This window comes from Tenacibaculum piscium (genome assembly GCF_021390715.1).
Lineage (GTDB): Bacteria > Bacteroidota > Bacteroidia > Flavobacteriales > Flavobacteriaceae > Polaribacter > Polaribacter piscius.
The window spans coordinates 36,781-62,759 of the sequence record NZ_JAJGWT010000004.1 but is presented as its reverse complement, the minus strand read 5'-3'; the positions used below and the strand labels follow the sequence as shown (position 1 = coordinate 62,759).

General features: G+C 30.6%; 15 protein-coding genes. 4 read left to right on the top strand and 11 right to left on the bottom strand.

Going from position 1 to position 25,979, the window contains the following annotated elements:
- Window positions 1–25 precede the first annotated feature (25 nt).
- Window positions 26–1,426, bottom strand: a complete 1,401-nt coding sequence (gene fumC / locus L0U77_RS05370) for a class II fumarate hydratase (protein WP_233900849.1) — start codon at window positions 1,424–1,426, stop codon at window positions 26–28.
- Window positions 1,427–1,594: 168 nt separating this feature from the next.
- Here fumC and L0U77_RS05365 point away from each other — a divergent pair, with 168 nt between their 5' ends.
- Window positions 1,595–1,768 carry a hypothetical protein gene (locus L0U77_RS05365; RefSeq protein WP_193699837.1) on the top strand — a complete coding sequence of 58 codons (174 nt, stop codon included), beginning with the start codon at window positions 1,595–1,597 and terminating at the stop codon, window positions 1,766–1,768.
- A 424-nt stretch (window positions 1,769–2,192) separates the two neighbouring features.
- Here L0U77_RS05365 and L0U77_RS05360 read toward each other — a convergent pair whose 3' ends face one another.
- The 3 genes from L0U77_RS05360 to L0U77_RS05350 form a co-directional block, all read right to left on the bottom strand.
- The gene (locus tag L0U77_RS05360) at window positions 2,193–4,652 is read right to left on the bottom strand and encodes a TonB-dependent receptor (RefSeq protein ID WP_233900848.1); all 2,460 of its coding nucleotides are present in this window, start codon (window positions 4,650–4,652) and stop codon (window positions 2,193–2,195) included.
- 385 nt (window positions 4,653–5,037) lie between these two features.
- Window positions 5,038–6,909, bottom strand: a complete 1,872-nt coding sequence (gene yidC, locus L0U77_RS05355) for a membrane protein insertase YidC (protein WP_193699836.1) — start codon at window positions 6,907–6,909, stop codon at window positions 5,038–5,040.
- Between the two features lie 254 nt (window positions 6,910–7,163).
- Complete coding sequence (locus L0U77_RS05350; RefSeq protein ID WP_101916985.1) at window positions 7,164–8,783, bottom strand: CTP synthase; 1,620 nt, start codon at window positions 8,781–8,783, stop codon at window positions 7,164–7,166.
- A 231-nt stretch (window positions 8,784–9,014) separates the two neighbouring features.
- Between L0U77_RS05350 and rpmH the strand changes: the two genes are divergently transcribed.
- Complete coding sequence (gene rpmH, locus L0U77_RS05345; RefSeq protein ID WP_058884776.1) at window positions 9,015–9,176, top strand: 50S ribosomal protein L34; 162 nt, start codon at window positions 9,015–9,017, stop codon at window positions 9,174–9,176.
- 106 nt (window positions 9,177–9,282) lie between these two features.
- Window positions 9,283–12,135, top strand: coding sequence for a carbamoyl-phosphate synthase large subunit (carB, locus tag L0U77_RS05340; protein ID WP_101916986.1), 2,853 nt, complete (start codon window positions 9,283–9,285; stop codon window positions 12,133–12,135).
- 182 nt (window positions 12,136–12,317) lie between these two features.
- On the opposite strand, the gene L0U77_RS05335 is transcribed toward carB, so the two are convergent.
- Both L0U77_RS05335 and L0U77_RS05330 read right to left on the bottom strand, forming a co-directional pair.
- On the bottom strand, window positions 12,318–12,863 hold the full coding sequence (locus L0U77_RS05335; RefSeq protein ID WP_233860969.1) for an acyl-CoA thioesterase: 546 nt from the start codon (window positions 12,861–12,863) through the stop codon (window positions 12,318–12,320).
- A 25-nt stretch (window positions 12,864–12,888) separates the two neighbouring features.
- A complete protein-coding gene (locus L0U77_RS05330; protein ID WP_101916988.1) occupies window positions 12,889–13,272 on the bottom strand; it encodes a 6-phosphogluconate dehydrogenase in 384 nt (127 codons plus the stop codon).
- Window positions 13,273–13,438: 166 nt separating this feature from the next.
- Here L0U77_RS05330 and L0U77_RS05325 point away from each other — a divergent pair, with 166 nt between their 5' ends.
- Window positions 13,439–14,614, top strand: a complete 1,176-nt coding sequence (locus L0U77_RS05325; protein WP_233897726.1) for a GlmU family protein — start codon at window positions 13,439–13,441, stop codon at window positions 14,612–14,614.
- A gap of 199 nt (window positions 14,615–14,813) precedes the next feature.
- Here L0U77_RS05325 and L0U77_RS05320 read toward each other — a convergent pair whose 3' ends face one another.
- Genes L0U77_RS05320 through L0U77_RS05300 form a run of 5 tightly spaced genes read right to left on the bottom strand, consistent with a single transcriptional unit; the run spans window position 14,814 to window position 25,775 of the window.
- The gene (locus L0U77_RS05320) at window positions 14,814–17,879 is read right to left on the bottom strand and encodes a type I restriction endonuclease subunit R (RefSeq protein ID WP_233900847.1); all 3,066 of its coding nucleotides are present in this window, start codon (window positions 17,877–17,879) and stop codon (window positions 14,814–14,816) included.
- On the bottom strand, window positions 17,869–21,045 hold the full coding sequence (locus L0U77_RS05315; protein WP_233900846.1) for a sacsin N-terminal ATP-binding-like domain-containing protein: 3,177 nt from the start codon (window positions 21,043–21,045) through the stop codon (window positions 17,869–17,871). Before L0U77_RS05315 ends, L0U77_RS05320 begins: the two co-directional genes overlap by 11 nt.
- 48 nt (window positions 21,046–21,093) lie before the next feature.
- On the bottom strand, window positions 21,094–22,434 hold the full coding sequence (locus tag L0U77_RS05310) for a restriction endonuclease subunit S (protein WP_233900845.1): 1,341 nt from the start codon (window positions 22,432–22,434) through the stop codon (window positions 21,094–21,096).
- Entirely contained in the window at window positions 22,435–23,424 is a 990-nt protein-coding gene (locus L0U77_RS05305) for a PDDEXK nuclease domain-containing protein (protein WP_233900844.1), read from the bottom strand.
- Complete coding sequence (locus tag L0U77_RS05300; RefSeq protein WP_233900843.1) at window positions 23,424–25,775, bottom strand: type I restriction-modification system subunit M; 2,352 nt, start codon at window positions 25,773–25,775, stop codon at window positions 23,424–23,426. The genes L0U77_RS05305 and L0U77_RS05300 overlap by 1 nt, the downstream gene beginning before the upstream one ends.
- Window positions 25,776–25,979 lie beyond the last annotated feature (204 nt).

Genomic DNA, 25,979 nt, shown 5'->3' with positions numbered 1-25,979 from the left:
GACGTTTATATCTAATAAAAAAAGCTTATTTCAAGCCACCAATCATTTCTTCAGGTTTTACCCATTGGTCATATTCAGCTTCGGTAACATACCCTAAACGAACCGCTTCTACTTTTAACGTAGTTCCGTTTGCGTGTGCCGTGTTTGCAATTTCCGCAGCTTTATAATATCCGATTTTCGTATTTAACGCAGTAACTAACATTAAAGAATTATTTACTAATTCTGTAATTCTAGTATGATTTGGCTCAATACCAGCCGCACAATTTACATCGAAAGACACACAAGCATCTCCAATTAATTGAGCAGATTGTAATACGTTTGCCGCCATCATCGGTTTAAAAACGTTTAATTCGTAATGACCTTGCGTACCACCAACAGTAACCGCAACATCATTCCCCATCACTTGCGCACAAACCATCGTAATTGCTTCTGCTTGCGTAGGATTTACTTTTCCTGGCATAATAGAAGAACCTGGCTCGTTTGCAGGAATAATTAATTCACCAATACCAGAACGAGGTCCTGAAGCCATCATACGAATATCGTTGGCTATTTTATTGATAGAAACTGCTAATTGTTTTAAAGATCCGTGCGTTTCAACAAAAGCATCGTGAGCAGCTAAAGCCTCAAATTTGTTTTCGGCAGTAATAAAAGGTAAACCTGTAAATTCAGCAATATATTTTGCAACTAAAACATCGTAACCAGCAGGCGTATTTAATCCTGTACCAACAGCAGTTCCACCTAAAGCTAATTGCGATAAATGCTCTAAAGAATTTTTTAAAGCTTTTAATCCGAAGTTTAATTGTGCTACATAACCAGAAAATTCTTGTCCTAAGGTTAGGGGAGTAGCATCCATTAAATGCGTACGTCCAATTTTTACAACATCTTTAAACGCTTCCGATTTTGCTTTTAACGTATCACGTAATTGCTCAACTCCAGGAATGGTAACTTCTACAATTTTTTTGTAGGCTGCAATGTGCATTCCTGTAGGAAAAGTATCGTTTGATGATTGCGATTTGTTCACATCATCATTTGGTTGAATGGTTTTTTCACCTTCACCAATAACGTTACCGGCAATTTCGTGCGCTCTGTTGGCGATTACTTCGTTACAGTTCATGTTACTTTGCGTTCCCGAACCTGTTTGCCAGATTACTAATGGAAATTGAGTATCGTGTTTTCCTGTTAGAATTTCATCACAAACTTGTGCGATTAAGTCTCTTTTTTCTTCTGATAAAACACCTAATGCTGCATTTGTATACGCCGCGGCTTTTTTAAGATATGCAAAACCATGTACTATTTCTAGAGGCATTGAGCCAGCAGGACCTATTTTAAAGTTATTACGAGAACGTTCTGTTTGCGCTCCCCAATATTTATCCGCAGGAACTTCTACATTTCCCATGGTATCTTTTTCGATTCTGTATTTTGTCATTTTAAAATTATTTATAAAATTATTTAAAAGAATATCATTTTAAGTTGATTCAAATTTACAAATTCTTATAGTTTTTAGTCGTGATTTTTATCATATTTTCTATTATTTTATTGGATAAAAAGAAAAATAGTTCTAATTTTGCTTTATAACAATTATTACAGAAAACAAATGTTAGATTTTTCACAATTTTCAGGATTAGTATTATTCATGTTTATTTTTACAACTGGTTTTTGGTTGTTAATTTTCTTATTAACATTTGTTGTTCCTTATTGGATTGGTGGAACAATTTTAGAGAACTTGAAATTAAAAAAAGAAGCAAAGAGAGCTGCTGAAGGTAAGTAGTTTTAGCTAGTTTTTTAACAGATATACATAACAAAAGCTCGTTCATTATTTTGAACGAGCTTTTGTTGTGGTTATTATTTTTATTTTTTTGAAGCTATTTCCCGCTTTCCGCACTCGCTCTTTTTTGAAGAAAAATCAAAAAAGGAGCTCAAACAAAGCTTCAATCGGGGCTAGGGATTTTTGCTAAAATTTTTCTTTTTTACTAAGTTTTTTAAGCTGACAATTTATTGCATATTTAGACCTCACAGGTTTCTAAAACCTGTGAGGTCTGTCCTGTCTGTTCTCGAATTGAGAAAAATCATCAAAAAAAACTAAGAATTGCGTTAGGGATTGAATGGCATGTTTGAGCTCTTTTAGTTTGGTGCTTTTTTGCATCAAACTAAAAAGCGAGTAATGAAAGCCCGCTCGAACGCCCAAAAGAAAATTAGCCACTAAATTCTGAATCACCGCCATTATTTTGAGATCCATTTTTTTCCATTTTTTTCTTCTGATTAAAACGATACGTAAAACTCAATGAAATCTGACGTTCACGCCATTGAAATGTTCCGTTTGAAATTGTTGAAGGATTTTCACGTCCGCCATAATAAGTCGTACTTTCCCGCTTACGAGAATTGAATAAATCACTAACATTAAGGATGATAGAAGCTTTTTCTTTCAAAATATCTTTACTAAAAGCTACATTTACCATAAACATACCTTTTCTATCAGTTTGTGCATTATTTTTTGCTCCTCGATACATTAAACGTGTTTGCCAATCTATTTTTCCAGGAAGCGTAATGCGTGTATTAAAACGTGCAAACCAACTATTTTCATTGACCTCGGGTAATTTTGTCGTTATTTCTGAACCATTTTTTGCCGTATATGTGTATAGAAAGGCATCGGTATTAAATTTAAAATAGTTAAAACTTGCTGATAATCGCACTTTTTTTATGGGATTATAAGTACTCGTAAACTCGAATCCGTAGCGTTTTTCATTATTCAAATTCAAGGGCTGACGCACAAAAACATTCGTGTTATTTCTTTCTTCGATAATTGAAACACCTTCAATAATATCTGTTGAATATTGATAATATAATGAAGTTCCAAAATTAAATTTTCGAATTTTTGTGTTATATCCTGCTTCAAAAGAGCTGGTAAAGGTTGGGTTTAAATCGGGATTTCCTCTAAATATATTGGTCGCTGAACTTCTACTTTCAAAAGGATTTAAAAACCAATGACGAGGTCTTTTTAAACGACGGCTGTATCCCAAACTAAGGTTTTCGGAGTCGCTTAATTCATAGCCTAAATTTACGGTTGGAAACCATTCTGTATATTTTTTTGTTGATTTTTGCTGGGTCGTTAATACCTCTAAATCAATGTCTGTAATTTCTGAACGCAGTCCTAAAAGATATGAGAATTTATGTATTTTACTTCCATATTGCGTATAAAATGCATAGATATTTTGCTTGAAAGTGATTGCATTTGAAGGGTCGAAATTATCTTTTGGATTTAAAATATTTACGCTAAAATCAGACGTTAAATCTTGATAACTTGCTTTGTGTCCTATTTCAAACTGACTGTTTTCGCCAATTGGCAACACATAATCTATTTGAAGTAATTTTTCTTTAGAATTTGTTATTTGTGAATTTAATTCAGCTAAAATTCCATCAACACTTACAGGTGATTTTTCTGTTTCTTGACTATCGCCATATTGCAAATCGATGGTTAATTTCTGTCCTGAATCATTTAAGTTATTGGTGTAATTTATTGAATATTGTTTGTCAGTTCCGTCTTCATTTTCATTTTCAATTCGGATTTCATCATATAAAGGTTGTGTTTTATCAGCAAGTAAAAAACGATTGGTTATGTTGGTAGCAACATCATCTCCGTTTGTTTTTCGGTACACAAAATTACCTGTAATCGAGCTATTTTGATTGAGGTAATATTCCAATCCAACTGAAGCGTTGAAACTATTATTTTTTCTATCGAAAGTTCTATCTTCGGTTTGTGTGCTGTCTAAAATGCCATTTTTTAAATATGAAAAAGTAGTTTGTGAATTTCCAGGACCTTTTCGGTACGAATAACCAAGATTGGAAAATAAGTTAAATTTTTTGGTGCGATAATTTAAATTAGGTGCAATTTTAAATAAATCAGGATTTCCAGCAGTAACATTTACCGAACCGTTAATTCCTGTTATTTTTCCTTTTCTAAGGATGATATTTAAAATTCCTGCTGTTCCTTCTGCATCATAACGTGCCGATGGCGAGGTAATTACTTCTATTTTTTCAATAGCATCGGCTGGTAAATTACGCAAAGCATCTGTACCTGTTAAGCCAACTAGGGCAGAGGGTTTTCCATCAATTAAAATACGGACATTTTCATTTCCTCGTAGGCTTACAGCGCCTACTGCATCTACATTTACCGACGGAACATTGTCTAAAACATCGGAAGCTGTACCGCCTTTTAGTGTCATATCTTTACCAACATTATAAATCTTTTTATCTAATCGAATTTCTACGGTTGATTTTTCGGCAATTATTTCAATTTCATTTAATGTTTCTAAATCTTCGGATAATAGAATAGTGCCTAAATGGGTGTTTTTTGTGAAACTCGTATTTTTAAGATTCTTTGTTTTAAAGCCAATAAATTCTACTTTTAAACCATAGGTTCCTGTTGGGATTTCAATAGAAAAATTTCCGTTAGCATCTGTAATTCCTCCTGAAATACGATTATTTTTTAAGTGAGTTACTACTAATGTTGCGTATTCTAATGGTTGTTTGGTGCTTGCTTCTATAATTTTTCCTGTTACGGTTATTTTAGAAATTTCAGCCCGATTTCTTGTTGATTTTTGTGAAAACAAGGTTATAGAAAATAAAATAGTAATTAAAAGTAGAATTTTTCTCATCTTTTGTTGATTTTTTTATCAAGTATGTATTGTACAAAAAAGCGATTCAATAATAATTGGTAAGACTTCTGGTAAGACTTCAAAGTTCAGTAAAGGTTTAATAACGTTTCGTTAAAAACATGTTAAATAAGTTGAGTAAATTATCATAATACTTAAAAACCTGTTTAAAAATTAAATAACCTGTCAGTTCGAGTGATTTTTTTCCTTCAAAAAAATTGTACCGAAAACTTATTTAATAGCAAAGTGAATTAAAATTCATCAACATAAAAGAATTCAGAGCCTGTTTAAATTTCATCTAAAAAAAATATAGTGGTAAAAAATGACGGCAAACAAAAAAGACCGCTATAAATGCGGTCTTTTTAATATTTAAACTAAAGAAAATAACTTATTTTTTCTTTGCTTTTTGTTGTATAGCTTGTTGTTCTTGAGCTTGTTTCATAGCGTTATCTAAACGTTCACGAAACTTACTTTTAGGTTTTTCAGGCTTCTTTTTATTCTCTTGAATTTTAGCATGGATTTTAGCTTCATCAATTACATAATTTTTAATAATTAACATAATTACGATAGTAAGTAAGTTCGAAATAAAGTAATATAAACTTAATCCACTTGCATAATTATTGAAGAAAAATAGCATCATAATAGGAGAGAAGTAAATCATATACTTCATCATTTTTTGCATATCAGGCATTCCTTCTTGCGTTGGAGCTTGCATGTTTGCTTGCTGATTTTGATTCATTCTCATATAAAAGAAAATCGCAATCGACGCTAATATTGGAAATAAACTAATGTGATCGCCATAAAAAGGAATGCTAAATGGTAATTGATAAATCATATCGTATGATGATAAATCATTTGCCCATAAGAATGTTTTTTGTCTGAAGTCGATATTTGTTGGGAAAAACTTAAATAACGCAAAGAATACAGGCATTTGCAATAAGGCAGGAATACATCCCGACATCATGCTAACTCCAGCTTTTCGCTGTACAGCCATGGTTTCTTGTTGGCGTTTCATCGCATTTTCTTTCCCTGGATATTTCTTGTTGATTTCTTCCATTTCTGGACGAATTACTTTCATTTTTGCACTCGATAAATACGACTTGTAAAGTACTGGCGACATAATAATACGTACAACAATCGTCATCAAAATAATAATTAATCCGAAGTTGCCAATAAAACCTTTCAAAATATTAAATACAGGATAAAATACCGTACGATTTAAGAAACCAAAAATTCCCCAACCTAAATCAGCAATTTCGTCTAAACTTGTTCCTTTATATGTTTTTAATAAATTGTAATTTGTAGGTCCGTAGAACCATTGCATATTATAATTTAACTCTCCATTTGTTAATGCTAATGGTGTTTTTAAAGCATAAGTTTTCGTAAATACGCTATCGTTTTCTTCACCAGCAAAATCAACTGATTTTAAGGTTGCATTGTTAAAAGGTGTATCCGAAGATAAAATAGAAGAAAAGAAATGCTGTTTGTAAGCAACCCAATTAACATCACTTATTACCTCGTCATCGTTCATCTGTAAATATTCAACATCGCCATCGGCTTTGTAATAATAATACGAGTACATATTTTCGGTTTTTAAACTTTTTTCATGTCTAAAACCTTTTAAATTCCAATCTAAATTGATAGCTTGTGAGCTGTTTATTACAGTATTTAAACCTTGTGAACGCACAGAAAAATCAACACGATAATCATCTTTTTTAATCTCATAGCGATATTCTAAAAACTGAGTTTCCGATACTTTTAATTTCATTGAAAGTATTTGAGAATCGCCATTTTTAGTTAACGTAGGCGCAAAAAATACATCTTGTGTATTTAAAATACGATTATCGGTTGTACCAAAATTAATATTAAACGAGGCATTTTTATCCTTTACCAAATATAAAGGAAGTGAATCGTGTGTCTTAAATTTTTTAATTAACGCTTGTGTAATTTGTCCACCTTTATTGTCGATGGTTAATTTTACTAGATTATTTTCAATAACCGTTTCCCCATTTTTGGCGGTTGATGCTCCGTAAGCAAACGCTCCTAATTTATTTTTCAGCGCAATTTGTTGTAGCGAATCATTTAAAATTGGTGTTCCTGCTACATTATTTTGAACGCTAGAAGCATTCGTAATTTCTGTTGTTTGAGCAGTAGTTTCAGGAGTTACGTCAGGTTTACGAGAGTTCATCCACCAAAGTAATATTCCTCCTAATAAAAGCATTCCAATAAAGGAATTTAAATCAAATTTTTTTTGTTCCATTGATGTTTGTTATAATGTCAAGTTGTCATTTTTTTATTTTTCTAATCATTTTTAATTCTTTATTTTGATTAAGAATGATTGAAAAACCAGACAAATGTAGTAAAACCATATTTTTTATATGATTTTACGAGGATTAATTTTCAATAGGGTAGTAGTTCAAACAGTATTCCATACTGATGAAAATCAATAAAATTAAAATTATTTTTTAAAAAATAGAAAAAATCCTGTAACTAAAAAATTACAGGATTTTATATTTATTTTTTAATTTTTGAATGTTTTAAACCAGCTTTAATAAAACTCACAAATAAAGGATGCGGATTTAATACCGTACTTTTATATTCTGGGTGATATTGTACACCAACAAACCAAGGATGTGTAGGGATTTCAACAATTTCTACCAATCCAGTTTCAGGATTTATACCTGTTGATTTCATGCCAGCTTCTTCTAATTGCGTTTTATAATCGTTGTTATATTCGTATCGATGACGATGACGTTCGCTAATTAAGGTTGTTTTATAGGCTTCAAATACTTTAGAATCTTCGATAATTTGACAATCCCAAGCACCTAAACGCATGGTTCCACCTTTTTCGGTCACTTCTTTTTGTGTTGCCATCAAATTGATAACAGGATTGGCTGTTTTGCTATCCATTTCGGTAGAGCTCGCATCTTTCATTCCTAAAACATTACGAGAATATTCAATAACTGCCATTTGCATTCCTAAACAAATTCCTAAAAATGGAATATTATTTTCACGTACGTATTGTACGGCGGCAATTTTACCTTCAATTCCTCTGTCTCCAAAACCTGGAGCTACTAAAACACCATTTAATCCTGCTAATTGTGACGCTGCATTTTCGGGTGTTAATTCTTCCGAATGAATCCAACGAACAACTACTTTTGTTTTATTGGTCGCACCTGCGTGAATAAATGCTTCGGTAATTGATTTATAAGAATCATGTAATTCTACATATTTACCAACCAAACCAATTTCGATGGTAGAAGTAGGATTTTTATGACGTTCTAAAAACTGATTCCAAGCTCTTAGTTTAGGTTGTTTTCTGGTAGATAAATTTAATTTATCTAAAACAACATAATCCAATCCTTCTTTAAACATTAGGTTTGGTACATCATAAATAGTTTCAGCATCTAACGACTGAATTACGTCTTGTTTTTTAACATTACAGAATAAGGCTAATTTACGTTTGATGGTGTCGTTAATTTCGTGTTCAGATCTACATACTAAAATGTCGGGGCTTACACCACTTTGCATTAGCATTTTAACAGAATGTTGTGTCGGTTTGGTTTTTAACTCCCCTGCAGCGGCTAAATAAGGCACTAAAGTTAAGTGAATAACAATAACGTTATCATCGCCAAGCTCCCATTTTAATTGACGGACAGCCTCTACGTAAGGTAATGATTCAATATCACCAACAGTTCCTCCAATTTCGGTAATTACGATATCGTAATCTCCTGTATTTCCTAAAATTTGAACACGATGTTTAATTTCATCGGTAATGTGAGGAATTACTTGCACCGTTTTTCCTAAAAATTCTCCTTTACGCTCTTTATTTATTACAGATTGATAGATTTTACCTGTAGTAACATTGTTTGCTTGTGAGGTCGGAATGTTTAAAAAACGTTCATAATGTCCTAAATCTAGGTCTGTTTCTGCGCCGTCATCAGTTACATAACATTCTCCATGTTCGTATGGATTTAATGTTCCTGGATCTATATTGATATACGGGTCTAATTTCTGGATAGTCACTGAGAAACCTCTTTGCTGTAATAATTTAGCTAAAGAAGCGGCTATAATTCCTTTTCCTAGTGATGAAGTTACGCCTCCTGTTACAAAAACGTATTTAGTGTTGCTCATGGTATTGTTAGGTTTGGGCAAAAGTAAGAAGTCTAACAATTCGAACAAAATAAAAAAAGTAAAAAAAATACATAAAAATTTCATAATTTTGTGAATTGAACAAATATTCAAAAAAAAATAAAACTAGTTTTTGTAAAAACGAAAAACTATTGTATATTTGCAAACGCTTTTAGCAGACGGAATTTCAAAAAAGCAAAGTATAATAAAAGACCATTTTTAAAAACATAAATAATGCCGAAAAGAACTTACCAACCATCGAAAAGAAAAAGAAGAAACAAACACGGTTTCAGAGAAAGAATGGCATCTGCTAACGGACGTAAAGTATTAGCTAGAAGAAGAGCTAAAGGAAGAAAGAATTTAAGTGTATCTTCTGCTCCAAGACCAAAGAAATAATGATTAGCATTTGTTAATATATTAGGTGTTACTATTTTTATAGTAACACTTTTTTTGTATACAAACGTTTTTTTACTTTTACAGATTAACACAACACCTATTTAAAATGCCTAAAAATCAAGACCTTAAATCTATTTTAATAATCGGATCAGGGCCAATTGTTATTGGACAAGCCTGTGAATTTGATTATTCAGGAACACAAGCTTTACGCTCGTTACGTGAAGACGGAATTGAAACTGTTTTAATCAATTCGAATCCTGCAACGATCATGACAGACCCTACTATGGCTGATCATGTGTATCTTTTACCATTAAATACCAAATCATTAGTACAGATATTAAAAGAACATCCACAAATTGATGCCGTTTTACCAACAATGGGTGGACAAACAGCCTTAAATTTATGTATTGAAGCCGATGAAAAAGGTATTTGGAACGATTTTGGTGTAGAAATTATCGGTGTTGATATTGATGCAATTAATATTACCGAAGATCGTGAAAAATTTAGAAACTTGATGTTAGATATTGGTATTCCAATGGCGCCTCAAGCTACGGCAACATCATTTTTAAAAGGAAAAGAAATTGCACAAGAATTTGGATTTCCTTTAATCATTAGAGCTTCGTTTACTTTAGGTGGAGAAGGAGCTTCTTTTGTGTATAAAGAAGAAGATTTTGATGCCTTATTAACTCGTGGATTAGAAGTTTCTCCTATTCATGAGGTCATGATTGATAAAGCACTTATCGGTTGGAAAGAATATGAATTAGAATTGTTAAGAGATGCCAATGATAACGTGGTTATTATTTGTTCAATCGAAAATATGGATCCTATCGGGATTCACACAGGAGATTCAATTACAGTAGCTCCAGCAATGACACTTTCTGATAGAACATTCCAAAAAATGCGTGATATGGCAATCCATATGATGCGTAGTATTGGTGATTTTGCAGGAGGTTGTAACGTACAATTCGCTATTTCTCCAGATGAAAAAGAAGACATCATTGCTATTGAAATTAATCCAAGAGTTTCTCGTTCATCAGCATTGGCAAGTAAAGCAACAGGATATCCTATTGCAAAAATTGCTGCTAAATTAGCCTTAGGCTATCATTTAGATGAATTAGATAATCAAATTACAAAATCGACATCAGCTTTATTTGAACCAACGTTAGATTATGTAATCGTGAAAATACCTAGATGGAACTTTGATAAATTTGAAGGTTCTGACAGAACCTTAGGTTTACAAATGAAATCCGTAGGAGAAGTAATGGGAATTGGACGTTCGTTTCAAGAAGCATTACACAAGGCAACACAATCATTAGAAATTAAACGTAATGGTTTAGGAGCTGATGGAAAAGAAAATAAAAACTACGATGAAATTATTGAGAAGTTAACATACGCTTCTTGGGATAGAGTTTTTATTATTTATGATGCTATCAAAATGGGAATTCCGTTGAGTAAAATCCACGAAATTACACAAATTGATATGTGGTTCTTAAAGCAATATGAAGAATTACACGAAATAGAAAAAGAAATTTCTAAATATACCGTTGATACGCTTGATAGAGATTTATTATTGGAAGCAAAACAAAAAGGATATGGAGATCGCCAGATTGCTCATATGTTAAAATGTTTAGAAAGTCAAGTATATAGTAAAAGAGAGGAATTAAATATCAACCGAGTTTACAAGTTAGTTGATACCTGTGCGGCTGAATTTAAAGCAAAAACGCCATATTATTATTCAACTTTTGAAAGTGATATCGTAACCAAAGAAGGTGTTACAATTATCGCTAATGAAAGTGAAGTGACTCCAAAGAAAAAAATTATCGTTTTAGGTTCAGGACCAAACCGTATCGGGCAAGGAATTGAATTTGATTACTGTTGTGTTCATGGTATTTTAGCAGCTGCAGAATGCGGTTACGAAACCATCATGATTAACTGTAATCCTGAAACGGTTTCTACCGATTTTGATACGGCGGATAAATTATATTTTGAACCTGTTTTTTGGGAACATATTTATGACATCATTAAGCATGAAAAACCAGAAGGAGTTATTGTTCAGTTAGGTGGGCAAACTGCTTTAAAGTTAGCGGAGAAATTAACGAAATACGGAATCAAAATTTTAGGAACGAGTTTTGAAGCCTTAGATTTAGCTGAAGATAGAGGAAGTTTTTCTGATCTTTTAATGAAAAATAATATTCCTTTTCCAGAATTTGGAATTGCAGAAACAGCAGATGAAGCTTTAGCTTTAGCAGATCAATTAGATTTCCCAATTTTAGTACGTCCATCGTATGTTTTAGGAGGACAGGGAATGAAAATTGTTATCAACAAAGAAGAATTAATAGAACACGTTGTTGATTTATTAAGAAGAATGCCTGGTAATAAATTATTATTAGACCATTATTTAGATGGTGCAATTGAAGCAGAAGCAGATGCAATTTGTGATGGTGAAAATGTACAAATTATCGGAATTATGGAACATATTGAACCTTGTGGAGTACACTCTGGAGATTCAAATGCAACCTTACCAGCCTTTAACTTAGGAGATTTAGTAATCCAGCAAATAAAAGACCATACCAAAACCATCGCTTTAGAATTAAAAACGGTTGGTTTAATAAATGTTCAGTTTGCTATTAAAAATGATATCGTTTATATTATTGAAGCAAATCCAAGAGCTTCTCGTACCGTACCTTTTATTGCAAAAGCCTACAAACAACCGTATGTAAATTACGCAACAAAAGTAATGTTAGGTGAAAATAAAGTGACAGATTTTGATTTCAATCCGCAGTTAGAAGGATATGCTATTAAGCAACCTGTATTTTCGTTTAATAAATTTCCGAACGTAAATAAAAAACTAGGACCTGAAATGAAATCAACAGGAGAAAGTATTTTATTTATTGATAGTTTAAAAGACGATCAGTTTTATGACTTATATTCAAGACGTAAAATGTACTTAAGTAAATAATTTTTTTAAGATTAAACATTAAAAAGTCTATTAGAAATGATAGGCTTTTTTTTTGAATTATTCTTTAACGGCACAAGCAAGATGCTTGGCGCTAGCTTTATAGTTAACAAATAGCTCCATAAAAAAACCTTGAAAGTTCTAAGACGATCAAGGTTTTTAATTTTTTAGTAAAATAAAAATGATTATAGTTCAATTTTTACATTGTATTTCTCTAAATCTTTAATGTAATTATGATGTACAAAATCTTCACTATCAAACTCTTCTTGTCGCTTATTTTTCATTTCGATACGTTTTATTGCCTTTAAAAAACGTCTGATTTCAATATCATCATTTACAATTAAACCAGGAACTTGTACGCTTTTCCCATCTTTATCTTTCGCAACCATCGTAAAATACGAAGAATTACAATGTTTCTTTTTTCCTGTTCTGATATTTTCGGCCTCTACACGAATACCAACAACCATCGAAGTACGACCCGCATAATTTACCGAAGCTTTCATGGTTACTAATTCGCCAACTTCAATCGGTTTTAAAAAATCAACCGTATCAACCGATGCTGTAACGCAATATTCGCCAGAGTGTTTTGAAGCACACGCAAAGGCAATTTGGTCTAATAATGATAAAATATATCCTCCGTGAATTTTACCGCTAAAATTAGCGTGTGAAGGCAACATTAATTCTGAAATAGTAATGCCTGTTTCCTCTACGTGTTTAAATTTTTTCATCATTTATTGTCTCTTTTAATAACATTTTTTAATTATCAGAAGCCTCTTCTAAACTTCTAAAATGTGGTGAGTTTTCTTGCTCTACATTTGTTACAAAATATTTCGTGTCACCAAGCCAAGCAAAAGTACTGTAAAGTTCTTTATAAGTGATTTTTACATACCTTCCTTGAAATTTTTGCAAATCGGCAATAACTTCTTTCTCATGATCTTGCACCGAAAAAGAGAAAATTTGAGCTCCAGAAATACCTTGGCTAATTTCACCTTCCCAGCTTTTAATAACAACGCCTTTATAACTTATTTTGATAAGTTCACCAGAACGAACGCCTTTGCTGTAAGGTACATAATAAATAAAAGCATAATAAGCAAATAAAGATAATGTAATAACAAAAATAAAAGCAACTATTTTTTTCATGATAACAATTTAGGTTGTGCAAACAAAAGTAAGGCTAATATTTAAACTTCTAAAACGATTTCAAATCATTTCAAATTAGTAAGTTTGTGAGTGTTCATTAAAAATTTATAATTAGCAATAATCATCAAGGAAACTATAAATAATTTATAAAATAAATAATAATAAAATGAATTATATTTTATTCGATAGCGCTGTTAGAACTGCGCTACTACCATTTACCTATACAAAGCCCGTTGCCGATATTAGAATCGGAATTTTAACAATTCGTGAAAAATGGGAAAAATACTTAGGATTAACTACTACCACAATTACCGAAGAATATTTAGAAGAAAAATATCCAATGGTGGAATTATCAGAAAATATTTTGATAAATGCCTCTTTTTTACCTACGGAATTATTGGTCGATACCATAAAAACATTAACCAAAAATCAGGCAATTTTTAAAGGAGAAGATGTCATTGCTTTTTATACCAATGATACGCAAGATGAGGTAGATTTTTCAACATATCAGCAAATCGAATATGAAGAAGAAGTAATGCAAGTCAAAAACACGTGGGATATTTTTTCGTTAAATGACAAAGCAATTCGTGCCGATTTTGATTTAATTACCGAAGGTAGAACGTCTGAACCAATCCCTGAAACGGTAAATTATATCAATAAAAAAGCTATTTTTATCGAAGAAGGTGCAAAACTAACATTTGCAACTTTAAACGCTAGTTCAGGACCTATTTACATCGGAAAAAATGCCGAAATTATGGAAGGCGTTGTCGTGCGAGGTGCATTGGCAATGTGTGAGAGTTCGGTGTTAAAATTAGGAGCAAAAATATACGGAGCAACTACTTTAGGACCTCATTGCAAAGTAGGAGGAGAGGTAAATAATTCGGTATTAATGGGATATTCCAGTAAAGGACACGATGGCTTTTTAGGAAATTCTGTACTTGGAGAATGGTGTAATATTGGAGCAGATTCTAATAATTCAAACCTTAAAAATAATTATGCTGAGGTAAAATTATGGAGCTATGAAACAGGTCGTTTCGCAAAAACAGGCTTACAATTTTGTGGTTTAATGATGGGCGATCATTCAAAATGTGGTATCAATACGATGTTTAATACAGGAACTGTTGTGGGAGTTTCTGCCAATATTTTTGGTAGCGGATTTCCTCGAAATTTTATACCTTCTTTTAGTTGGGGCGGAGCAGCTGGATTTACAGAATATAAAACCAATAAAGTTTTTGAAGTTGCTGAAGTAGTCATGAAAAGAAGAAATATCCAATTTGATGAAAAAGAAAAAGCAATTCTTGCAAACGTTTTTGAACAAACAAAACAATATCGAAACTATTAAAATAAACCTTAAAATAAATCAGGAATAAATAAAATGGCTATTTAATAATATTATTAAATAGCCATTTTTTTAGAGCCTGTTTAAATTTCATCTAAAAAAATATCACAAAAATAAGGAATCGAATCCGTTAACCTGAATTTATTTCAGATTTGCATCTTGATTTGCCGTAGTTATTTAATTTTTAAACAGGCTCTAAAGTCTAAATAGAGTTACCAATACTAGAAAGTCGCTTCATTGTATCAAAAAAAGCAGTTTTAAAAGTATCGTCTTTAGCGTATAATCTATATAGCTCTAGTTCTTTTTTTCGCTGTTTAGACATTACTTCATCTAGTATTTTTTTAAAGGCTAATTCTTTATTTTGTTGATCTTTATTCTCAACTACTTTAGGTTGAAAATCAGGATGTGCTTGAATAGATTTTGTTAAACTAACAAATTTTACACGTTGATCTTCTGGAGTTACTTCCCAGTTTTGAAACCATTTTTCATTAAAACTTTTTATAATTAAATCTAAAGGATCTTTTTCTTCTTCTGAACCATGTGCTCCTCTTGGGTTTGGGTTTTGCGGGGTAACTTCACTCTCGCTATCATCTAACCCAATAGATTCATTTAAGCGTACACGTTCTAATCCATAAGTTGATAAATCTACAGATTCTAATAACTCATCTAAACCATCAATTCCACCAGGTTTTATAGGTAATTTAGGTATTAAAAACTTTAAAAACCAATATAATTTTTCCCAAACAATAATTTCAAAATCGATAATAGAAGCCATCTGTCCGTAAATTTTTACAAACTGCTTTGCTTTAATTTTAAAATCTGCTTTTTCATCATCTTCTAAATCAAGTTCATTACTAAAACGTTCTGCTGCTCTTTCGATAATTGGGCTTAATACCTGTGCATCTTCTTTATTAAAAAACTTTTCATTAAAATCTTCTACTTCATGCCATTCATAAACGGCTACATCGTCTAGTACTTCTTTTAATTCATGTAATACATTTACATCTGTAGCTTCACTTAACGTTGTTGCTGTGTAAAAAGGATCAAAAGAGTTTTTTATATCTGTTGTTGAATTGAAAAAATCTAACACAAATAAATCTTCTGTTTTCTTTCCTAATTTATTTGCAGACCTATTTAAACGCGATAATGCTTGTACCGCTAATACTCCTTGTAGTTTTTTATCTACATACATAGCACACAATTTTGGTTGATCAAATCCTGTTAGGTATTTGTTAGCGACCACCAATATTCGATAAGCATCTTCATCAAATTTATCTTTCGTATCTTTTTCTGCAAAACCATTCATTTCGGCTTCGGTATATTCAATACCATCTACTTCTTTAGTTCCCGAAAATGCAATAGCTATTTTAAACGGATTTCCTTTATCTTTTAAAATAGTTTGAAGTGCTTTATAATAGCGAATAGCGGATTCTATGCTTTGTGTAATAACCATTGCTTTGGCTTTTCCTTTTAGCTTTTTTTGATTTACTATTTTCGGAATAAAATGGTCGAGTATAATTTCGGCTTTCGTATTGATAGTTTGTTGATGTTGTTCTACATAAGAACGTAATTTTTTCTGTGCTTTTGAAGAGTCAAACAATGGATTATCTTCAATAGATTTTTCTATTTCATAATAACTTTTCAGTGTCGTATAATTCGATAAAACATCTAAAATAAAACCTTCTTCAATAGCTTGTTTCATAGAATATAAATGAAAAGCATTAAAAGTACCATCTTCTTGTTTTTCTCCAAATTTTTCTAAAGTGATCGGTTTTGGTGTTGCTGTAAACGCTAAATAAGAGGCATTTCCACGCATTTTACGAGATTGCATCGCTTGTACAATTTTATCTTGTGCATCTAATTTATCATCTTCATTTACTTGTTGTCCCATAGCAGTATTCATACTATCGTGTGCCGAACCACTTTGGCTACTGTGTGCTTCATCAATAATAACAGCAAAACGTTTTTCACTTAAATCTGCAATGCCATCAATAATAAATGGGAATTTTTGAATAGTCGTAATAATTATTTTTTTGCCTTGCTCTAAGCTTTCTCTTAATTCTTTTGAAGAGTAGGCGGGGGCAATAATGTTTTTTATTTCTGAGAAACTAGCAATATTTTCTCGTATTTGTTTGTCTAACAATCTACGGTCGGTAACTACAATAACCGAATCAAATAAAGGATGTTCTACGCCTTTATTTCCTGGTGTATTTTCGTTTTCAGGGTAGGTTTCTATTAATTGATACGCCGCCCAAGTTATCGAATTCGATTTTCCTGAACCTGCCGAATGTTGAATTAAATAAGTCTGTCCAACGCCTTTTATACTGGCATCTGCTACTATTTTACGAACGACATCTAGTTGTTGATACCTTGGAAAAAACAATGTTTTACCTTGTAATGGGTCTTTTATTTTGCCATCTAAACGGACAAAATGTTGAATAATATTAGCTAAACTTTTACGGGTAAAGATTTCGTTCCATAAATAATTTGTTCGATGTCCAATTGCTCCTTTTGGAAGTATAGGGTTTCCTTTTCCGTGGTTATTTCCTTTGTTAAATGGTAAAAAGAAGGTGTTTTTACCATTTAATTTTGTGGTCATATAGGCTTCATCTGTATCTACTGCAAAATGAACCATGCAACGTGCGAAATTTAACAAGGGTTGTTTAGTATCACGTTGCGTTTTGTATTGATGTTGCCCATGAACTCTTGCATTTTGCCCTGTCCAAGCATTTTTAAGCTCCATCGTAACAATAGGTAAGCCATTGATGAACAACACCAAATCTATTTCTTCTCTAGGATTGTCAATAGAATAGCGTAATTGTCTGGTAATACTAAATTTATTTTGTTCAAACCTGTCTTTTATCGTTTGGCTACTGCTCGCTAAAGGCAACTGATAAAATAAGGTAAAATTAGCATCATCTACTTGTAAGCCTTTCTTTAAAAGGTATAGAATACCGTATTTTTTAACCAATCGATCAAAACGATTGAGTATTTTTAATTTCCAATCGTTTTGTCTTTGAATTTTCTCTAATTCTTCTTTTTGTGTGTTTTCTAAAAACTCCCAAAAGAACTGCTCATCAATAGCAAAACGTGCGTTAAAATTAGAGGCTTGTCCAATATAATAACCTTTTCCTGTGCGGTAAATTTCCGTATCTTCATTTACAGAATTTATATTTTTACCATCTGCTTTTATATCTTCTAAACAAGTTCCTGTTAATATTTTTTCTATAGCAGATTCTAATGCTTGTTCGTTAGTTTTAGTGTGCATAGCTTATTTCTTTTTCTAAAAAGGTTACTAAATAGTTTTCAAACTCAAGAACATTCATACCTTTTTCATTTACAATTGTTTGTGGAATGGTAGTTTTATATTCACCATTTAATCTAATTTCACTATCAATATTAGTTTGATATAGCACATCTGTTAAGTGCTTTACTCTTTCGCCAATATCAATAACAAATTTCACAGAATTAATAATTTTATTAAAATCGGTAATTTCATACCTATCTTCTCCTTCATATTTAGTCATGTCAAATGAGCAAAGGGCGTAATTATCTTTTTCTTCGAAAGAACGTAAAGTTTGATTCTTTGACATTTGAATAGAACTTCTAGAATCCCATCTAGATTTTACTTCTATAAAATATTTTGGAATATCATCTATTTTTATAATTATATCTTGACCATTTTGTTCTTCTTTAATTTCATAATTAATACTATCAGGGACAACGTTTTCTAACCTTGCTCTTAAAACTTTTTCAATATGAGTACCAATTTGATGTTTAAATTGAAAATTTGCATTGTATTGTTTTTCGTTTTCAAGATTAATTATTGCTTGGTTTAAAATATTTTCAAAATTATCATTTTGAACTAATAATCCAAGTTTTTTTAATTTATCTTCTTTTAGTGTTACTATTGAAAAAATATCTTCTTTTGTATTTTCATTCGTAACGATATCAAGCATAAGATTCGCTTTTTTATCATCTAATCGAGGGAATAACTCTTTATAAAGTTTCGTGTTAAGTTTAGAAATTATAGATAATATTTCATCTTTAAATTTATGCTCGTTGACATTTTTAATATCTGTTTCAAAAAATATTTCTTCAATTTGTGTTGTTAAATATTTATTAGTTCTATAATCTTCTTCATTTATAAATTGATTAAAGTTTTCTGGTGCTAAAATTTTTCTTATTTCAGTACCATTAACAGTGTTATATAAATTTTTTATTTCTTCTAATAATTTATTATCTCTTTTTAATTCGGAAGTTTTTTTTAATTCATATACTTGATTAGGGTAAATGCTAGAATCTAAATAAACCTCTTTTAAGCTATCTTCAAAACAAAGAGCAATATCTTTCAATAATTGTAAATTTTCTTCAACCCAATTATTGTTATGATATGCTAAAAGATTAAAAAATATTTTTACTAAAACCTTTCGAGCAGATCTAATATCAATATTTTCTTCAGTATCAGTAATGTTTTCTAAGTGAATTAAATTTGGATTTAAATTGTAATAGTTACTCAATAAACGTAAAAGTTTAGATGGCTTACTTTGAGATTCAATATTATTATTAAGCTTACAATAATCAATTAAGGCTTTAAAGAAAATAAAATCTAGTTTATTTTCTACTTTAATTTTAATTGGGTTATATATTGTTTTATCTAAATTTTGCGGTAAACAAATTTTGATTGTTGCGTTAATTTCATCTAATTTATTTTTAACTTTTATAGAAAAATCTTTTCTCGTAAATGATTCTAAAGGAAATTTGAATTTAAAGTTACTTAAAATTAAACTAGAAATAGTTTCTGGTATAAGAATATTACCAAGTTCTATTAATTTATCTGAAATATTAGTTGGTAGCGATAATGAGTTTATATAGCAAAAATCACCATTTAAATTAGGAATTAATTTATAATCTGAAAAAAAATAAAGTTTATCTTCTTTAACTAAGCTAGCGTAATAATTTAAAAGGTTAGAAGAGTTAAATTTAGATAAATTTTCTTTTGAAATACAATTAATCAGTTCTTTATGACTTATGTAGTTAACTTTATTATTATCCCATTTTGTTAAATAAGTTGTCCATTTTTCACATTTTTCTTTCCTTGGAATTTCTTTATAAAATTGTGAAACTAATTTATAGATATCATCAAATACTGAAGGGTCAGAAAATAGTTCTTCATCAAAGAAATAAATATCTTCAATACTTTTATAACCATCAATCGTATCGACTAGTGGTAATATAAATAATTCGTTATTCCAATACTCTTGTAATTCTTTAAAATAATTATTTAATAAATGATTTTCTGAAGTTCGCTTGAAGTTAACATCAGCATAATACATTGGGTTTTTAACGGTTAATACATTACTTTTTATAAAATCTAAAATTAGTTTAGATGCTATTTTTAATATATTCCTATTAGCTTTTTCTTGTTCTTTAACTTGATCTTTATTACTATTAAGGTGTATGCCACTTCGGGGTTCATTAGGTAAAAAAACATTACAATTAATAATGAAATTTGAACCAAAATCTTCTGAACCAACTAAGGGGTAATACAAAAATAAACGAGCTATTCGTTTTGGAAATTCAAATAACTCTAAATCTTTATTTATTGGTAATATAACTTCAATTTCATTTTCTGAATCCACTAAAGAATACAATTCAATAGTTTCATCATTTTTTAAAATTATAGTTTTAAATAAATTAATTCCTTTATCATTTGCAATAGGAAATTTATCTTTACAAACAAAGGTTGTATGTGTACCTTGTTCATTTATAATAGATAAAGATTTTAATCTGTCATTTATGGTAAGAACTAAGGGTACATAATCGACTAAATCTTGGCTAGATTCGTTAACATATTTATTTTCTTGTCCTGTTTCTTGCAAGTAAGTGAATGTAGTTTTAAACTCAATAGGTTTTTCTACTATTGTACCACTTTTAATAATTTCGTAAACATTCTTTTTTTGAATTCCAATATTATCACTTAATTTCTTCCACTCTTTTGGTCTTCTATCAATTTCAAAATTATTTAATTGAAAATATGCTCCGTCAGCTTCCATTATTGAATTTAGAAGAAATTTTCTACCAAAAGCATGTGTAGTTAAAAATCCTGTTCCATATTTACCTACCTCTGGAATATTTTCATCTTCACCATATTTACCACTAACTTGCTTAATTAAAGAATTTAAAGAGTTCGTTGTAAATGGTTTTCCATTATGGCTAAATGAAAACCCTTTATTCCTATAATCTATTGTAATTTTACTTTCAGTACTTAAATCACAAGCATTTTGAACCAATTCCCAAATAGCTCTGTTAGAAGAGAAGTCATTGAAATTTTCAAAACCTCTAATCATTTTGTCGGCATGTTGTTTTAAATCTGAACGTTCTGACTCTCTTTCTGCTTTGTTAAGAATTTCTTCTCTGTTTAATCTTTCCATAATTTTTCTTTTTCTCTTTTAATCTTTTTCTAATTTGTTATTTTCACATTAACAAACCCTAACTTTCCCTGTAACCACCGAATTTATCAAACTACTTTTATACTCTTTTAATTTTTCTATTTCTTCCGATTTTAAACCTATCGCTGTCGCTATTTTTTCTGATGATTTTTCTATATAAGATGATATTTCTTTTTGTTCGGATAGTGGGGGGAGCGCAATAGGTAATTGTTTTACTAAATCGGTATTTAAATTTGGTTGAGTTGCTCCTTGATTCATCTCATCTCTTAATCTTTTAGTCTGTGAACTAAAATAATAATACAGAAATATTTTGTCAATTAAATCTTCTTTTAAATCTAAAAAAGCTAAAATACCATCATTGATACATCCTGAAATATTTAAGATTTTAGGCACACCTAAAGTTGCTCCGCTATTAGATAAAACAAACGTTCCTTTTAAAATATATCTACTTTGTTTTTTACCAGCTTTAGTTAAAAAATTTACAGATTCATTTAAATATATATTTTCATCTTTGGTGATATCTCCAACAGCTAACCAAGGAATGTCTATACCATCAAAATACATTGGATGTCCAGCAGGTCTAGGCGATGCCCCTCTAATAATTCTAGATATATAACCATTTTTACTCACTTCCCAATGCACAGGAATATCCCCAATCCATTCCACGCCCGAATTTTTCAGTTTTACGTTGGTATCTAAACCACGAGTTACGGCTTTGTGAATTAAAATTTGTTTGCGTTCTTTTAATAAATTTATTTGTTGCGATTTTATGGCGATTGCCTCGTCTATTTTTTGGGTTTTATCGTCTAAAAATTTCGCTATTTTTGTTTGCTCGGATAGGGGTGGGAGTGGAACAGATATTGAATTCAAATTACCAATAGTTAATTGATTTATAGTTGATGTCAAAAATGAACCAGCCAAAATCTTAAAAATTGATGAATTAAGAATACAGAATATATAAGGATTAATTTCAGACCTAAAAACAGTAGTAAAAGCACCAAAAGAAGCTCCAATCTCTTTTTTTGAAATCAAAGCACATTTTCCAATTAAATCTCTACTTCCATTCCTAGAACAAATTAAAATATCGTTTTCTTTAACCATTAATTTATCTGAAATTTTTGAATCGACATAAACGTTTTCTTTTTCACCATATTTTATTTTTCCTTCAAATAAATTAGAAGACCTAAAGACTAAAGTACCTTCGTTTTTTTCACATAAATTATTAGGACTATATGTTAAACCAATAATTGAATTTCCGATAAACTTCAACCGCTTCACTTCCCAATGCTCAGGAATTTCTCCTAACCATTCCACACCAGAATTTTTATATGTTAAATATTTTTTGATGTTGTTTTTCGTTATAATTTCCATTTAGCTTTTCTTTTTTAATTGTGCTAATATTTCTGCTTCGCTAGGCAAATACATTTGATATTTACTTGCTAAGATGGCTTTGTTATTTTCTGGTAATGCAAACTTTACCATACTATCATTTTTATCGGCACATAATAAAATACCAATGGTTGGGTTTTCTTCGGGTTGTTTTTCTATTCTATCATAATAATTAACGTACATCTGTAATTGCCCAATATCTTGGTGAGTAACTTTATGTGTTTTTAATTCAACCAAAACAAAACATCGCAACAAACGGTTATAGAAAACGAGGTCAATAAAAAAATCATCATCTTCTAATTGAATTCTTTTTTGTCTGGCAACAAAAGAAAACCCATTGCCAAGCTCTAATAAAAAAGATTGGATATTGGTAATTAGTGCTTGTTCTAAATCTTTTTCGTAATAATTAGCTTTTTGTTTCAGCCCTAAAAACTCTAAAACCATAGGGTCTTTAATTATATCTGTAGGATTTTGTATTGTTGCTTCATTTTTTGCAATTGCCAAAACTTTTTCTTTGTCGCTACTTAAAAGCAAACGTTCATAAAGTTGACTATTTATTTGTCGTTCTAATTGTCTGGCACTCCAATTATTTTTGCAAGATTCTTCTATATAATAACTTCTTTTATCTTTATTTTCTATTCGTAATAATAACCGATATTGCGTCCAGTTCAATTGCGAACGCAGTGCATTCGCAATTGGAAATGTAGTATAAAATTGTCTGCATAATTCCAATTGCCTTATAGAAAATCCTGAGCCAAAATCGGTGGTTAATTCTTTTGCTAATGTTTTAATAAGATAGCTACCGTAATTTGCTCTTTCGTTACCGTTTTGTTCTTCTTCTACAATGTGTTTTCCGATATTCCAATACAATAAAACACGTTCTTGATTTATTGCTCTAACAGCATTTTTTTGTGCATTTTGTATAAGTAACCTTACTGAATTTACAAGTATTGATGAAATTTCTTTTTCCATTATACAAGGTTTAAAATTTCTTGAATTAAACCATCGCTTTGTTTCTCAAGATTAATAATATCATTGGTAACGTCTTCTATATTGCGTAAAGGCGTGTGTTTATAAAAATATTTATTGAAGCTGATTTCGTAGCCAATTTTTGTTGCGTCTAAATTTATCCACGCTTCGTTTACGTGAGGTTTTACTTCTCTTAAAAAATAACTATGGATAGCATCTTTTAAAGGCACATTTTCAGTGTCACGCAAATCGCTTTCGGTTTCGTAGGTTGTGTATTCTCCTTTTTTATTGGTAGCAAAATAACCGAAATTTGCTAAATCTTTTTGTTTACAATCTAAATGATTTAAAAGTTTAGATAGTTTTTCATCATTTAGTTTTTCAATTTTTTTGATTACTTTTTCAGCATCGGCACTATACCAGCTAACGGCATTTAAAATGGTTTTTTTATCGCTTGCGGAAATACTTAATTTTTGATTTTTAATTTCAGTATCAACTATTTTTTTAAACTCGTTAAAATTGTTGAACTCATTATTTCCAATAGCATTTGATAAAGCGTTTGCATTTTTTATGAGGTTAAAATGTTTTTCCCAAGTAGCTTGTTTAAATAATTTATTTTTATTTGCTGATGATAAATTAAGCTCATTTTTTTCGCACCAATTACTAATATTTTCTTTCTGATTTAAAATATCGGTATATACTTTTTCGCCAAAAGTTTCAAAGGCGTATTGCATCGGTTCTTTTATGGCTTTATCAAAACGTAAGGTTTCAATTTTTTCTGCTGTAAATTGAGCTTTTAAACGCTTCGGACGTTCAATTTGTGCTTTATAATATCCGAAATCGGTATTATCAAAAACTTTAGCAGAAATACCTTGTTCGCCTTCACGTTCGGCAACACTTAAATCGGTATATGTTTTTACAATTTCGGTAATATGTTCTGGAGAAAATTCGCAATTTTTGTTACCTAAATTTTTACGCAATTTTCTGAATAATTGTCCAGCGTCAATTAATTGTACTTTTCCTTTTCTTTTTGATGATTTATTATTGCTTAAAATCCAGATATACGTAGTAATTCCTGTATTATAAAATAGGTTGTTTGGCAATTGTACGATTGCTTCTAACCAATCATTTTCAATAATATGCCTACGGATATTACTTTCACCGCCACCAGCATCACCAGTAAATAAACTAGAACCATTATGTACCGATGCAATTCGAGAACCTGACGGGCTTTGGTTTAAAGTTTTCATTTTTGATACCATTTCCATTAAAAACAATAATTGACCATCACTAGAACGTGGTATGGCATCGACTTGTTCTAAAGAGCCAAAATAGTTTTTTAAGTTGATTTGAAAACGAGTATCAATAACATCTTTACCATCTTTGATATATTTTTGTTCGCTACTCCATGATTTCCCATACGGCGGATTAGACAACATAAAATCAAAGGTAGTACCTGCAAATTCATCAGCAGATAGGGTAGAGCCAAGACGAATATTTTCAGGGCTATCACCTTTAATCATCATGTCACTTTTACAAATGGCATAGGTTTCGTCATTTATTTCTTTTCCGTATAAATAGACGCTACTATTTATAGCTTTTATGCTTCCATTTTCATCTTTAATAAAATTTTGAGATTCTGTAAGCATTCCACCCGAACCACAAGCGGGGTCATAAATGGTCATTACAGGCGGGATATTTTCTTTGATAGGTTCAAAAATAATATGCGTCATTAGGTCGATAACTTCACGAGGCGTAAAATGTTCACCAGCTTCTTCGTTATTTTCTTCGTTAAATTTTCGGATAAGTTCTTCAAAAACATATCCCATTCCTAAATTAGAAAGTGCTGGTAATTTTTTACCATCAGAATCTTCTTTTTCAAAAGGCGTTAAATTGATGTTAGATGAAGTGAATTTTTCTAAAACATCTAATAAAACATCTTTAGTAGCCATGTGTCTTATTTGGCTACGAAGTTTAAATTTTTGAATAATTTCTTTTACGTTCGGGCTAAAACCGTTTAAATATTCTTCAAAATTAGCTTCTAAAATTTGCGTACTATTGGTTGCTGTATTTTTTATTTTTTGAAGTGTCCATTTGCTGGTATTATAAAATACATATCCAGAAGCATCTTTCATTCCGTTTTCGTCCCATTCGGTAAATTTCATTTCTTCTTTTTGAAATATTACTTCTTCTAAAACGGCTTCTTTAGTTGGTTCTAAAAGGGCATCTAAACGTCGTAAAACAATCATTGGTAAAATTACGTCACGGTATTTTCCACGCACGTAAACATCGCGTAAGCAGTCATCAGCAATTGACCAAATAAAAGATACTAATTTATTATGTGATGATTTATTCATGTAATAAGTTTAAAGTTGTGATAGTTTTATAATTGTTGTTAGCAATTTTTTTTTGAAAAACTAAAAGTAGTGTTAAAGTTTGTAAATATGAATTTTATAAGTGAAAATAGTATGCCAAGGGATTGAAATCGCTTGTTTAAGAAAATAAGACATTACCCTAAAAAAATGTGTTAAATCTCGTCAAACTGAATTTATTTTGCATAA

Excerpts from the sequence above, each read along its gene's own strand:
- fumC (WP_233900849.1), bottom strand. The coding sequence starts at position 1,426 with ATGACAAAATACAGAATCGAAAAAGATACCATGGGAAATGTAGAAGTT.
- L0U77_RS05365 (WP_193699837.1), top strand. The coding sequence starts at position 1,595 with ATGTTAGATTTTTCACAATTTTCAGGATTAGTATTATTCATGTTTATT.
- L0U77_RS05360 (WP_233900848.1), bottom strand. The coding sequence starts at position 4,652 with ATGAGAAAAATTCTACTTTTAATTACTATTTTATTTTCTATAACCTTG.
- yidC (WP_193699836.1), bottom strand. The coding sequence starts at position 6,909 with ATGGAACAAAAAAAATTTGATTTAAATTCCTTTATTGGAATGCTTTTA.
- L0U77_RS05350 (WP_101916985.1), bottom strand. The coding sequence starts at position 8,783 with ATGAGCAACACTAAATACGTTTTTGTAACAGGAGGCGTAACTTCATCA.
- rpmH (WP_058884776.1), top strand. The coding sequence starts at position 9,015 with ATGCCGAAAAGAACTTACCAACCATCGAAAAGAAAAAGAAGAAACAAA.
- carB (WP_101916986.1), top strand. The coding sequence starts at position 9,283 with ATGCCTAAAAATCAAGACCTTAAATCTATTTTAATAATCGGATCAGGG.
- L0U77_RS05335 (WP_233860969.1), bottom strand. The coding sequence starts at position 12,863 with ATGATGAAAAAATTTAAACACGTAGAGGAAACAGGCATTACTATTTCA.
- L0U77_RS05330 (WP_101916988.1), bottom strand. The coding sequence starts at position 13,272 with ATGAAAAAAATAGTTGCTTTTATTTTTGTTATTACATTATCTTTATTT.
- L0U77_RS05325 (WP_233897726.1), top strand. The coding sequence starts at position 13,439 with ATGAATTATATTTTATTCGATAGCGCTGTTAGAACTGCGCTACTACCA.
- L0U77_RS05320 (WP_233900847.1), bottom strand. The coding sequence starts at position 17,879 with ATGCACACTAAAACTAACGAACAAGCATTAGAATCTGCTATAGAAAAA.
- L0U77_RS05315 (WP_233900846.1), bottom strand. The coding sequence starts at position 21,045 with ATGGAAAGATTAAACAGAGAAGAAATTCTTAACAAAGCAGAAAGAGAG.
- L0U77_RS05310 (WP_233900845.1), bottom strand. The coding sequence starts at position 22,434 with ATGGAAATTATAACGAAAAACAACATCAAAAAATATTTAACATATAAA.
- L0U77_RS05305 (WP_233900844.1), bottom strand. The coding sequence starts at position 23,424 with ATGGAAAAAGAAATTTCATCAATACTTGTAAATTCAGTAAGGTTACTT.
- L0U77_RS05300 (WP_233900843.1), bottom strand. The coding sequence starts at position 25,775 with ATGAATAAATCATCACATAATAAATTAGTATCTTTTATTTGGTCAATT.